Origin of the sequence: Streptomyces sp. SID9727 (assembly GCF_010550605.1) — a bacterium.
In the GTDB taxonomy this organism is placed as follows: Bacteria; Actinomycetota; Actinomycetes; order Streptomycetales; family Streptomycetaceae; genus Streptomyces.
On record NZ_JAAGNI010000016.1, the window covers coordinates 1 to 12,469 of the forward strand.

The 12,469-nt window shown below is 73.6% G+C and carries 11 protein-coding genes; 7 read left to right on the forward strand and 4 right to left on the reverse strand.

The window, feature by feature from the left end; genetic code table 11:
* On the reverse strand, nucleotides 1–1,500 hold a 1,500-nt coding region (locus tag G3I41_RS01230; RefSeq protein WP_343242028.1), incomplete at its 3' end, for a hypothetical protein.
* A gap of 240 nt (nucleotides 1,501–1,740) precedes the next feature.
* Here G3I41_RS01230 and G3I41_RS01235 point away from each other — a divergent pair.
* The 4 genes from G3I41_RS01235 (at nucleotide 1,741) to G3I41_RS01250 (ending at nucleotide 8,027) form a co-directional block, all read left to right on the forward strand.
* Nucleotides 1,741–4,629 carry a glycoside hydrolase family 2 TIM barrel-domain containing protein gene (locus G3I41_RS01235; protein ID WP_164398430.1) on the forward strand — a complete coding sequence of 963 codons (2,889 nt, stop codon included), beginning with the start codon at nucleotides 1,741–1,743 and terminating at the stop codon, nucleotides 4,627–4,629.
* A 151-nt stretch (nucleotides 4,630–4,780) separates the two neighbouring features.
* Nucleotides 4,781–5,845 (forward strand): hypothetical protein, encoded by a 1,065-nt coding sequence (locus G3I41_RS01240; RefSeq protein WP_164398431.1) that lies wholly within the window; start codon nucleotides 4,781–4,783, stop codon nucleotides 5,843–5,845.
* On the forward strand, nucleotides 5,842–7,014 hold the full coding sequence (locus tag G3I41_RS01245; protein ID WP_343242029.1) for a hypothetical protein: 1,173 nt from the start codon (nucleotides 5,842–5,844) through the stop codon (nucleotides 7,012–7,014). The genes G3I41_RS01240 and G3I41_RS01245 overlap by 4 nt, the downstream gene beginning before the upstream one ends.
* Before the next feature lie 77 nt (nucleotides 7,015–7,091).
* On the forward strand, nucleotides 7,092–8,027 hold the full coding sequence (locus tag G3I41_RS01250) for a pseudouridine synthase (RefSeq protein ID WP_164398432.1): 936 nt from the start codon (nucleotides 7,092–7,094) through the stop codon (nucleotides 8,025–8,027).
* Nucleotides 8,028–8,032: 5 nt separating this feature from the next.
* Here the strand turns inward: G3I41_RS01250 and G3I41_RS01255 are convergent, their stop codons facing one another.
* From G3I41_RS01255 to G3I41_RS01265, 3 genes are all read right to left on the reverse strand, one after another.
* Nucleotides 8,033–8,662: an MBL fold metallo-hydrolase gene (locus tag G3I41_RS01255; protein ID WP_164398433.1), complete on the reverse strand. Its 630-nt coding sequence runs from the start codon at nucleotides 8,660–8,662 to the stop codon at nucleotides 8,033–8,035.
* Nucleotides 8,662–9,747, reverse strand: coding sequence for an S-(hydroxymethyl)mycothiol dehydrogenase (locus tag G3I41_RS01260; protein ID WP_164398434.1), 1,086 nt, complete (start codon nucleotides 9,745–9,747; stop codon nucleotides 8,662–8,664). The genes G3I41_RS01255 and G3I41_RS01260 overlap by 1 nt, the downstream gene beginning before the upstream one ends.
* A gap of 102 nt (nucleotides 9,748–9,849) precedes the next feature.
* Nucleotides 9,850–10,551 (reverse strand): FadR/GntR family transcriptional regulator, encoded by a 702-nt coding sequence (locus G3I41_RS01265; protein WP_164398435.1) that lies wholly within the window; start codon nucleotides 10,549–10,551, stop codon nucleotides 9,850–9,852.
* Between the two features lie 142 nt (nucleotides 10,552–10,693).
* Between G3I41_RS01265 and G3I41_RS01270 the strand changes: the two genes are divergently transcribed.
* The 3 genes from G3I41_RS01270 to G3I41_RS01280 all read left to right on the forward strand — a co-directional run.
* Nucleotides 10,694–11,203, forward strand: a complete 510-nt coding sequence (locus G3I41_RS01270; RefSeq protein WP_164398436.1) for a gluconokinase — start codon at nucleotides 10,694–10,696, stop codon at nucleotides 11,201–11,203.
* 45 nt (nucleotides 11,204–11,248) lie between these two features.
* A protein-coding gene (locus G3I41_RS01275; protein WP_164398439.1) for an IS5 family transposase occupies nucleotides 11,249–12,045 on the forward strand; the annotation gives its coding sequence in 2 pieces (ribosomal slippage) (nucleotides 11,249–11,582 and nucleotides 11,582–12,045; 798 coding nt in all).
* Nucleotides 12,046–12,078: 33 nt separating this feature from the next.
* Nucleotides 12,079–12,469: hypothetical protein (locus G3I41_RS01280; protein ID WP_239081434.1), on the forward strand; the 391-nt coding region annotated here is incomplete at its 3' end.

The following is a 12,469-nucleotide window of genomic DNA, read 5'->3' on the forward strand; positions in this document are numbered from 1 at the left end:
CGGGGCGCGGGCGGCGCCGGCCCGGGCCCGGACGAGCCGGCCGACTTCCCTGAGGGCGTCCTCCAGCGAGGAGGCGGTGTCCTGTTCGCGCCGCGCGGGCCGCCAGCCGGTCAGCGCGGTGAGGGCGGCCGGGGCGGGCCCGGCCGGGACGCGCAGCAGGAGCACGGGACGGGGGCCGTAGCGGTTCTCGTGGACCGCGTGGTCGTAGTGGCCGACGACGCCGACGCGCAGGCCGGGCCCGTGCCGGCGGGCCAGGGTGGCGATGACGTCCCGGGCGAAGCCGAGCCGTTCGCCGGTCTCCTCGGCGTCGGCACCGCTCATCTCGACGGTGAGGAATACGTCGAGGGCGGGCGGGTGGATGACGCGCCGGGGCAGGCTGCCCACCAGGGCGGGGATGTCGGGCAGTTCGCCCCGGCCCTCGGTGGGGGCGCCCTCGTGCGCGGTGACCTCCCCCGGGCCGTGCAGGACGAACGCGAGGCGCGCCGGTGCGAAGGCGGCGAGCGCGGTCCGCCGCGCGGAGAGCGTCACCGCGCCGCTCCCGTCGGCCTCCGGCGTGCCGGCGAGGACGGGCAGCAGCACCGGGGCGCGGGTGGCGAGTCCGCCGTAGACGGTGATCTCGGCGGTCGCGGTCTCGCCGCGCCGCAGCCGCGATCCGGCCGGGAAGAGGACCTGGGTGTGGGCGTGCACCTCACCGGTGCGGCGGTCCACGCGGGCGAGGAGCAGGGAGTGGTCGACGGCCAGCGGCGCGGTCCGCAGCGCCGCGCGCACCGCGTCGGCGGTGTCGGTGCCGGAGGCGGCTTCGCCGGGCCCGGGCCCGATCTCGGCGCTCGGGCGGTACGCGGCCCGCAGCAGGGCGGCCGCCCGGTCGAGGAGGACCCAGCCGCTGCGGCGGCCGAGGACCACGAGCGTACGGGCCCGGGCGAGCGCGGGGTGGGTGTGCAGCCACCGGGTGACCGCTACGTCGAACTCCGCGCGGTGCAGGGGCTGTTCGGTGCCGACTCCCCCGGCGAGCCGGAAGCGGCGGGGTGCGGCGTCGCCGTCCAGGGCGGGCAGGAGCGAGGCCCAGTCGGTGCTCCCGGCGTCGGTCTGGCGGGGTATGCCGCTGCGGTCGGCGGCGGCGCGGATCACCCGCAGGCGGTCGGGCGTGAATTCGGCGAACACCACGTCGGGGATGCGTCCGTCGACCAGGTCGGTGAGGATCTGCTGCCAGCGGGCGGAGTCGTGCGGCGGTAAGGAACCCCCGGGTAAGGACGGGGGTGCGGGCTCCTCCCCCGGGTCCGGCGGTCCGGCCCTGAGCAGCGGCGCCAGCCGCCGTGCGCCCTCCGCACCGCCCAGCGCGAGCCTCGCGGCCCGTAGGTCCCAGGCGTGCTGGGCGGTGTGCAGCGCGGTCCGGGCGGCCTCGGTGTCCTCGTCCGTCAGGGCGCCGAGGACCGGGTCGTCCCACATGCGCCAGGAGCAGCCCGCGCACTCCGGCCCGCCCGTGTCGGGTGTCGCGCACACGGGACACACCGCACCGATCCCCCTCGCCAAACCCCGGCTCCCCTCGTAGCCCGTCCCCCGCCCTCCGCGTGTGGTCACTGACCACAGGCGCTCGGCTCCGGGGCGTCATGGTGACACAGGCGCGGGCGCGAAGGTCAGGGTTCGGAAGGATGCACCCGATCATCTCGCCGGACGCCCCATGGTGAACCGGTTCTTCGCTCATTAGCGTGATCGTGAGGGCCCCACCGACCGAGGAGACGCATGATCCGTACCGACACCGACTCCCCTGCCTGGTACGAGAGTCCGTCCCCCGGCACCGGCTGTCTGCCGCCGCGTGCCTGGTACGCGGCGTCCGACGCCCGGCGGCTGTCGCTGAACGGCCGCTGGGCGTTCCGCCTCTCGCCGCGCGCGGACGGCGAGGACACCTCGTTCGTACGGCCGGAATTCGACGCCTCGGGCTGGGCGGCGGTGGGCGTGCCGGGGCACTGGGTGCTTCAGGGGGCGGGCGGGGCACCCGCGTACACCAATGTCGTCTACCCCTTCCCGGTCGATCCGCCGAGGGTGCCGTCGGAGAACCCGACCGGCGACCATCTGCGGGTCTTCGAGCTGCCCGGCGACTGGCCGGCCGGCGGCGGGAGCGTGCTGCGGTTCGACGGGGTGGAGTCGGCCGCCCGGGTGTGGCTGAACGGGGTGGAGCTGGGCGACTTCAAGGGTTCGCGGCTCCCGCACGAGTTCGCGGTGGGCGAGCTGCTGCGGCCGGGTGCCAACGTCCTTGCCGTACGGGTGCACGCCTGGTCGTCCGGGAGCTATCTGGAGGACCAGGACCAGTGGTGGCTGCCCGGGATCTTCCGGGACGTGACGCTGCTGCACCGCCCGGCGGGGGCGCCCGGCGACTTCTTCGTGCACGCCGGATACGACCACCGCACCGGCTCGGGGACCCTGCGCGTGGAGTGCGAGGGCACGGAGGGCCGGGTGCTGGTGCCCGGGCTCGGGCTGGACGTCGCGGTGGGCGGCACGGTGACGCTGCCGGTCGAGCCGTGGACCGCCGAGACGCCCCGGCTGTACGACGGGGAGCTGGTGACGCCCGGCGAGCGCGTCCCGCTGCGCATCGGCTTCCGCACGGTCGCCGTCGAGGACGGCGTCCTCAAGGTCAACGGCCGGCGGCTGCTGTTCCGGGGCGTGAACCGGCACGAGTTCCACCCCGAGACGGGCCGGACGGTCGGCGCGGAGACCATGCGGCGCGATCTGGTCCTGATGAAGCGGCACAACGTCAACGCCGTGCGGACCAGCCACTATCCGCCGCACCCCGCCTTCCTGGACCTCTGCGACGAGCTGGGCCTGTGGGTGATCGACGAGTGCGACCTGGAGACCCACGGCTTCGCGGAGGTGGACTGGCGGAACAACCCGGTGGACGATCCGCGCTGGACGCCCGCGCTGCTCGACCGGGCGGCCCGGATGGTCGAGCGCGACAAGAACCACCCCTCGGTGATCGTCTGGTCGCTGGGCAACGAGTGCGGCACGGGCGCCGGTCTGGGCGCCATGGCCCGGTGGATGAGGGAGCGCGACCCGGACCGCCCGCTGCACTACGAGGGCGACCCGTCGTGCGCGGACACCGACCTGTACTCGCGGATGTACGCGTCGCACGCCGAGGTCGAGCTCATCGGGCGGCGCGCCGAGGAGCCGCTGGAGGACTTGGAGCTGGACGCGCGGCGGCGCGCGATGCCGTTCGTGCTCTGCGAGTACGCGCACGCGATGGGCAACGGACCGGGCGGGCTGAGCGAGTACCAGCGCCTGTTCGAGCGGTACGAGCGGTGCCAGGGCGGTTTCGTCTGGGAGTGGATCGACCACGGCATCGCCCACCCGGAGCTGGGCTACGCGTACGGGGGCGACTTCGGCGAGGAGCCGCACGACGGGAACTTCGTGTGCGACGGCCTGCTCTTCCCGGACCGCACCCCGTCCCCGGGCCTCGCCGAGTACAAGAAGGTCGTCGAGCCGGTGCGCATCGCCCCGGGCACAGCCCCCGGCACGTTCACCGTCACCAACGGCTACGACTTCACCGGCCTGGACCACCTGGAGTTCCGCTGGTCGCACGAGGCGGACGGCGTCCTCGTCGCCTCGGGCACCCTCGCCGTGCCCCCGCTCGCGCCGGGCGCGTCGGCCGAGGTGACACCGGACGCGCCGCCCGGCGACGGGCTGTGGACGCTGCGGGCGGTCCTCGCCGGGGCGACGGACTGGGCCGGACGCGGCCACCTGGTCGCCTGGGGCCAGAGCGAGCCGGGCGCCCCGGCCGCCCCTCCCCCGGCCACCGGGGCACGCCCGCGCGTCTCCGGCTCGACGGTCTCGCTGGGCCCCGGCACCTTCGACGCGGCGACCGGGGCGCTCCTGCGCATCGGGGACGTCCCGGTGGAGGGGCTGCGCCTCGACGTGTGGCGGGCGCCCACCGACAACGACAACGGGGCGGCGTGGCAGCCGGACGAGCGGTACGGGCGGCTCTGGCGGGAGTGGGGGCTGCACCGGATGCGCCACCGCCTGGACGGGGTGGAGGCCGGTGCGGACGCGCTGACCGTGCGCACCCGGGTGGCGCCGGCCGGCCGGGACGTGGGGCTGCGGACCGTGTACCGGTGGACGGCCGCCGGGGACCGGCTCGGGCTGGGGGTGTCGGTGGTGCCGGAGGGCGACTGGCGGGTGCCGCTGCCCCGGCTCGGCGTGCGGTTCGCGCTGCCCCCGGCTTACGACGCGGTGCGGTGGTTCGGCGGCGGTCCGGGCGAGGCGTATCCGGACACCCGGGCGGCCGCGATGCTCGGGCAGTGGGCCAGGGGCGTGGACGAGTTGCAGACCCCGTACGTCCGGCCGCAGGAGAACGGGGCCCGGGCCGGGGTGCGGTGGGTGGAGCTGACCGGTGCCGGCGGGGGCGGGCTGCGCGCGGAGGGCGGTGTGCCGTTCGCGTTCACGGCGCGGCGCTGGACGGGCGAGGAGCTGGACGCGGCGGAGCACCTGACGGATCTGGTGGCCGGGGACCGGGTCCACGTGGGCCTGGACCACGCGGTGCAGGGCATCGGTTCGGGGTCGTGCGGGCCGGGCGTGCTGCCCGGGTACCGGCTGGACGCGGCACCGGCGGAGTTCACCTTCGTGTTCTCGGCGCGGGGCTGAGAGCTCGGGGGCGGGCCCGGGGCCGTACGGATTCGGCAACCGGGTCCGCTCCGTGCCGGGTCGGGCCCCCGCCCCCCTTCCGCAGGGCGGCCGGTGACGTCGTAGCATCGGCACTTTGCGCGATCTTTACTGCTTCGCAAGGGGGAATGTGATGGGCATCGGCAGGCGACGGGCCTCGGTCATCGCCGGGGTGGTGGCCGGGGCGGTGCTGGCGACGGGCACGGTCCTGTGGGCGACGGACAGCGGGCCGTTCCGGGACAGTTACTGCTGGGGCGCGTGGGAGCAGAACAGCGGCCCGTCGTTCCTCGGCGACGAGGCGCTGGAGAAGTCCGGCTCCGAGCGCGGCTCCACCGAGTCCGCCGCACCCTCGGCCACCCGCCCGCACGGCACCTGCACGGTGTCCATCACCTCCTCGGTCGAGGACGACGACTCGGACGAGCCGCTGGCCTTCGAGGAGTCGGTGACCCTGGACTACGGGCCGGTGCCCGCCGGGGCCAAGGACCGGCGGGCCTGGCTGGCGCACTTCTTCCACGGCTCCGCGTCGCCGCTGCCGGACGGGCTGGACGGCCTGGCCGGAGGGGACCGGGGCATGCTGGTGCTGCCCTCGTCCTGCGACAGGGACGGCGCGCCGTCCGTGGTGACGATCCGCAGCGAGAGCACGGGCGACGGCCATCTCGGCAAGGTCCCCATGCCGTTCACGATCGCCACGCGCGCCGATGTGGTCCGGATGCTGCTCGCCGCCGCCAACACCGGTATGCAGAAGGCGGGGTGCGCACCGAAGCAGCCGCTGCGCAGCAGCTCCCCGATGGTGACGGTGGCCGAGGACGAGGAGTCCGCCGCGTCACCGCTGTGCCGGATACCGGGCGTGACCTTCGACTACGGCAAGGGCTCCCGCTACCGCCAGCAGGTGGGCGCGGTCACCGACCGGCTCCAGACGTGCTCGGTGGTGTGGAAGCAGCCGCGGATGCCCGAGGAGCCGTCCGCGCAGTACGTGATGGCGAGCCGCACCCGTCTGGTGGAGCTGTTCCGGGGACTGCCGGAAGGGTCCGGCCAGGGCCTGGTGCGCCGCAGCTGCGGTGACCGGCCGACGGTCTTCTACGGGCACGTGGAGGCCGGTCTCCAGAACCGGGGCCGCCCCTCCGACCAGCGGGTCTTCGACCGGTTCGTGGAGTCCGTGGGGAAGCGCATCGGATGCGGGAAGGGTGCGGACGCGTGAGCGAGGAGAACCCGGTGGTGGAGAACCCCCTGACGGACACCGGAACCCCCGCGGCCCCGGAGGCCCCCCGACCACCGCTCGTCCGCCGCCTGCTGCGCAGCCGTACCGTGCGCACCGCGACCGCCGCCGCGCTGGCCGGGGCCCTGGTGGGCGCGGGCACGGTCGCCTGGCGCACGGACACGCTGCCGCTGGCGGGGGCGTCCGCGCCCTGCTGGGACTCGCTCGGTTCCGGGTCCATGGACGCCCTGTTCGGGGACCGCAGGACCGAGGTGGACGAGCAGTCGCTGCACAACGACCCGATGGGCGACACCGGTTCGTACGGCCAGTGCCGCGTCACGAGCTACGAGGGCGACCGGGCGCGCCGCCAGGTGACGGTGAACGTGCGCCGTCTTGACGGGCTGCGGGGCACCGACGCGCAGGACTGGCCGAGGGAGTTCCTCTCCTCGGGCATGGTGCCGCTCGGCGACGGGCTGCCCGGCATGACCTCGTCCTCGCGCGCCTGGATCGCGCTGCCGCAGGCGTGCACCGGCCGCGACGACTTCACCGGGCCCACGGTGGTGGACATCGGCATGGGCCGGGCGGACTTCGAGGTGTCACCGGAGTACACCCTGCGGGACCGGGAGGCCCTGACCGGTGCGCTGATCAACGCGGCCAACGGCGTCATCGACGACTTCGGCTGCTCCGGTACGTACCGGGAGCCGCGCGACCTGCACCCGCCGGTCCTGTGGGACACCACCCGGACGTCCATGTTCTGCGGGATCAAGGCTCTCGGCCTGCCGGCGGCGTACCGGGAGGACCTGCGGGAGACGCGCGCCAGCGGCGAGGGCGGCCCGGCCCGGATCTGCGAGGCGGGATACGACTCCGACGAGACGGCCGTGCGGCTGACGACGGTGACCGATCCGGTGCTGGCCGAGATCTACTCCCGGGACGCGTTGCGGTCCGGCGCGCCCGTCAAGGGTTCCAGGGGCTACGGCCGGATCGGCGGGAACCGGGCGGTGTACAAAGCGGTCTGCCAGACGGGTCCGGTGATGTTCGTCCTGGAACAGCTGCGCCCCACGAGTGAGGGCGTCCGCTTCACGTTCACCCGCGACCTCCTCCCGGCCTACGTGGCGGCGGAGGCCGAGCGGATCGGCTGCGGCCCGCAGAAGCTGACGTTCCCGGCGGCCTGAGGCACCTTCCGGCCACGTGAAAGGATGCCCGGCACCATGAGAACCATCAGCTTTCCGGTGCCGGGCCGGGGCCCCCGGTGAGGGGCCGGGCGAAGCCGCCGCCGTCGCCGCTGCCCCAGCGCGATGGCGTCGACCCCGTCCGGGTCCGGCTTCCCGCCGATCCGGAGGGGCGGTGGGCGACCGTCGGGGACCATCTCCTCGACCGGTTCGCCGGGGCGATCGGGGCGGGCCGGGTCGAGGCGCTGCTCGCGGACGGGCGCTTCGTGTCCGCCGAGGGGCCGGTCCTCGGCGACGAGCCGTACGCGGCGGGGCGCTACCTGTGGTTCCACCGCGACTTCGCGCCGGAGGTGCCCGTGCCGTTCCCGGTGGGGGTGGTGTACCGCGACGCGCATCTGGTCGTCGCGGACAAGCCGCACTTCCTGGCGACGATGCCGCGTGGCCGGCACATCACGGAGACGGCGGTGGCCCGGCTGCGCGGCGATCTGGACCTGCCGGAGCTCCAGCCCGCGCACCGGCTCGACCGGCTGACGGCTGGGCTGGTGCTGTTCGTGGTCCGGCCCGGGGAGCGCGGGGCGTACCAGACGCTGTTCCGGGACCGGCTGGTGCGCAAGGAGTACGAGGCGGTGGCCCCGTACGATCCCGGGCTCGACCTGCCGCGTACGGTGCGCAGCCGCATCGTGAAGGAGCGCGGGGTGCTCGCGGCGCGGGAGGAGCCCGGCGAGCCGAACAGCGAGAGCCGGATCGAGCTGCTGGAGCACCGGGGCGGGCTCGGCCGTTACCGGCTGCTGCCCGCCACGGGGCGCACGCATCAGCTGCGGGTGCACATGAACAGCCTGGGGCTGCCGCTGGTCAACGATCCGGTGTACCCGGTGACCGAGCCGGACCCGCCGGCCGGCGACTTCTCGCGCCCTCTGCAACTTCTCGCCCGGGTGCTGGAGTTCACCGACCCGGTCACGGGAGGTCCGCGCCGCTTCGAGAGCGGGTCGCGGCTCTCCGCGTGGCCGGACCGGTAGGGCCGTCAGTGGCCGCGGGCGATCCACTCGTCCAGGTGCGGGGCCTCCGCGCCGATGGTGGTGGAGTCGCCGTGGCCGGTGCGCACCTCGGTCGCCGGGTCCAGGGTGAGGAGCCGGTCCCGGATGGAGTCCACGATCACCGGGAAGGACGAGAAGGACCGGCCGGTGGCGCCGGGCCCGCCCTGGAAGAGGGTGTCCCCGGTGAAGACCGTGGCCAGCTCGGGGGCGTACAGGCAGATGGCGCCGGGGGCGTGGCCCGGCGTGTGCAGGACCGTCAGCGTGGTGCCGGCCACCGTGATCTCCTGGCCGTCGGCGAGCTCGCCGTCGGGGGCCCGGTCGGGGTGGGTCTGCTTCCACAGCGGCAGGTCGTCGGGGTGGAGCAGGATCGGCGCGCCGGTGGCCGCGGCGAGCGCGGGGGCGGCGTCGATGTGGTCGTTGTGCGCGTGGGTGCAGACGATGGCGCGCAGCGTACGGCCGCCGAGGGCTTCCTCGATGGCGGCGGCGTCGTGGGCCGCGTCGATCACGACGGCCTCGGAGTCGTCGCCGACGATCCAGACGTTGTTGTCGACGTCCCACTGGCCGCCGTCGAGCGCGAAGGTGCCGGAGGTGACCAGGTGGTCGATGCGGGCGGCCATCAGAACACCACCACCGAGCGCAGCACGTCACCGTCGTGCATCCGGCCGAACGCCTGCTCGATGTCGCCGAGGCCGATGGTCTCGGTGACGAAGGCGGCGAGGTCGAGGCGGCCCTGCTGGTGGAGGTCGACCAGCATCGGGAAGTCGCGGGACGGCAGGCAGTCCCCGTACCAGGAGGACTTGAGCGAGCCGCCGCGGCCGAAGACGTCGAGCAGCGGGAGTTCGAGCCGCATCTCGGGGGTGGGGACGCCGACGAGGACGACGGTGCCGGCGAGGTCGCGGGCGTAGAACGCCTGCTTGTACGTCTCCGGGCGGCCGACGGCCTCGATGACGACGTCGGCGCCGTGGCCGCCGGTCAGCTCGCGGATGGCCTCGACGGGGTCGGTGGAGCGGGAGTTGACGGTGTGGGTCGCGCCCATCGACTTCGCCGTCTCCAGCTTGCGGTCGTCGATGTCGACGGCGATGATCTTCGCCGCTCCGGCCAGCCGGGCGCCCGCGATCGCGGCGTCGCCGACGCCGCCGCAGCCGATGACGGCGACCGAGTCGCCGCGGCCGACCTGGCCGGTGTTGATGGCGGCGCCGATGCCGGCCATGACACCGCAGCCCAGGAGACCGGCGACGGCCGGGGACACCTCGGGGTCGACCTTGGTGCACTGGCCGGCGGCGACGAGGGTCTTCTCGGCGAAGGCGCCGATGCCCAGGGCCGGGGACAGCTCGGTGCCGTCGAGGAGGGTCATCTTCTGCTCGGCGTTGTGCGTGTCGAAGCAGTACCAGGGCCGCCCGCGCAGACAGGCGCGGCACTGGCCGCACACCGCACGCCAGTTGAGGACCACGAAGTCGCCCGGGGCGACGTCAGTGACGCCCTCGCCGACGGACTCCACGACACCCGCGGCCTCGTGGCCGAGGAGGAAGGGGAACTCGTCGTTGATGCCGCCCTGCTTGTAGTGCAGATCGGTGTGGCAGACGCCGCACGCCTGGATCCTGACCACGGCCTCACCCGGGCCGGGGTCAGGAATGACGATCGTCTCGACGCGGACCGGTTCGTTCCTGCCCGGTGCGATGACCCCTTGTACGTGCTGCGGCATTCCCGTGGACTCCCTTTCCCGACTCTTCGCTGAGACCGGTGCTCCCGGCTTTCCCGGGATCGATCACGGGCAACGGTACGCGGTGCCGGGCGCGGGCCGGTCTCAGGGCGCGAGAACGTCCAGCTCGTGCAGGGCGCCGACGGCGATCTCCCGCGTGAGCCGCTCGGCCTCGGCCGCGTCCCCGGCACGCACGGCCTCGGCGAGCCGGACGTGGAGGGTGACGGCCGCCGGGTCGGGGTCCTCGAACATCACCTGGTGGTGGGTGCGGCCCGCGAGGACCTCGGCGACCACGTCGCCCAGGCGCGCGAACATCTCGTTGCCGGAGGCGTTGAGGACGATGCGGTGGAAGGCGATGTCGTGGGCGAGGTAGCCCTCCAGCTGCTGGCCCCGCGAGGTGGCGACCATGCCGAGGGCGCGCTCGGTCAGCTCGGCGCACTGCTCCGGGGTGGCGTGGCGGGCCGCGAGCGAGGCGGCGACCGGCTCGATCGCGGAGCGCAGCACGGTGAGGGAGCGCAGCTGGCGGGGGCGGTCGGCGCCGGCCAGCCGCCACCGGATGACCTGGGGGTCGTACACGTTCCACGCCTCGGCCGGCCGGACGGTCACGCCGACGCGGCGGCGGGACTCGACCAGGTGCATGGACTCCAGGACCCGGATCACCTCGCGGACCACCGTGCGCGAGACGTCGAAGCGCTGGGCCAGCTCGTCGGTGCGCAGGACCTGGCCGGGCGGGTGCTCCCCGGCGGCGATCTCCAGGCCCAGGGTGTCCAGGACATGCGTGTGGAGCCCCTGGGCAGGTGTGGTCATGGCCCAAGGGTACGGGGCCGTCCCCGAGGCCGTTAAGTACGACGTTTATGTCACACCCTCTTGAATAAGTCGTACGTATAGGTTTCAGTGGCGCGACGGACCGATGTCGAGGAAGACATCGAAGAGACAGCGAGGCACCGCTATGAGCACCCCCCACGTCGTCGTGGTGATGGGCGTGGCAGGAACCGGCAAGACCACGATCGGTCCCCTGCTCGCCGACGCACTGGGCGTCCCGTACGCCGAGGGCGACGACTTCCATCCCCCCGCCAACATCGCCAAGATGTCGGCCGGCACCCCGCTGGACGACGCGGACCGGTGGCCCTGGCTCGACGCGATCGGGCGCTGGGCGCACGGCCGGGCGGGTCTCGGCGGGGTCGTCAGCAGTTCCGCGCTCAAGCGCTCCTACCGGGACCGGCTGCGCGCCGAGGCCCCGGGCGCCGTCTTCCTCCACCTGACCGGTGACCGTTCGCTGATCGAGGAGCGGATGGCGGGCCGCAAGGGCCACTTCATGCCGACCGCGCTCCTCGACTCGCAGTTCGCCACCCTCCAGCCCCTGGAGGACGACGAGGCCGGCGTCGCCGTGGACGTCTCCGGCACCCCCGAAGAAATCACCCAGCGAGCCGTCGCCGCGTTGCGCCGGCTCGACAGCTAAGACGTCGTCTCATTTGGCAGGTTGAGTAGTCTGCGCGGTGTGGTGGTGGTCGAGCGCTTGGTGCCGGACGAGCTGTGGAAGCTGTTCCAGCGGGTGGTCCCGCCTGCTCCGGCCCGACCGCAGGGCGGCGGCCGTCGCCGGTACGGGGATCGCGAAGTGCTGGCCGCGATCGTTTTCGTGGCCACGACAGGCTGCACCTGGCGGCAGCTGCCGCCGGTCTTCGGTCCGTCGGGGCCGACTGCTCACCGGCGGTTCACCGAGTGGAGTGCCGCCCGAGTCTGGGCCAAGTTGCACCGCGTCATCCTGGATGAGCTGGGCTCGCGCGGCGGCCTGGACTGGTCGCGCTGCGCGATCGACTCGGTGAACATGCGGGCCCTGAAAGGGGGGAGCTGACAGGTCCGAATCCTGTCGATCGGGGCAAGAAGGGGTCGAAGATCCACTTGATCACCGAGCGGACCGGTCTGCCCATCTCCGTCGGGATCTCCGGCGCGAACCTCCACGACAGCCAGGCGCTTGAGCCGCTGGTGCGCGGCATTCCACCGATCCGGTCCCGCCGCGGCCCGCGCCGGCGACGGCCCGCCAAGCTCCACGCGGACAAGGGGTACGACTACGACCACCTGCGTCGTTGGCTCCGCTGGCGCGGCATCCGCCACCGCATCGCCCGAAGAGGCGTCGAATCCTCCACGAGACTGGGCCGGCATCGCTGGACGATCGAGCGAACGATGTCCTGGCTGGGCGGCTGCCGCCGCCTGCACCGTCGTTACGAGCGCAAGGCCGAGCACTTCCTGGCCTTCGTCGGCATCGCAGCCGCCCTCATCTGCTACCGCAGACTGACAACCTGACGGGCGACACCCGCAGGTGGGACGATCCACAGCATGATCGGATGGATGCACCACGCCCCGCGCTGGGCGGTCATATCGGCCTGCAGCATCGCAGCCGCCCTGCTCTTCATCGGGGCTTCCGCACACGTCACCGACCTTCAACGCCATGGTCTGCACCCGTACGACTGGGCGCCATGGTGGCTCAACCTCTACTGGTCGTCGCTGGCGCTGTTCGACACGCTCGCCGCCGTGCTACTGATCCGGGGCAAATGCCAAGGAATCGACCTCGCCTGCGTCATCGTGGCGACCGACCTCGCCGCCAACTGGTACGCGGCCTACGGCATCCAGGACAGCAACCTCGCCGCTCAGCCCCGCCTGCAACGGCTGGCAGTCTTCGCCGCCCTCGTTCTGGGAACGGCACCGTTCATCCGACGGCACCTCACCA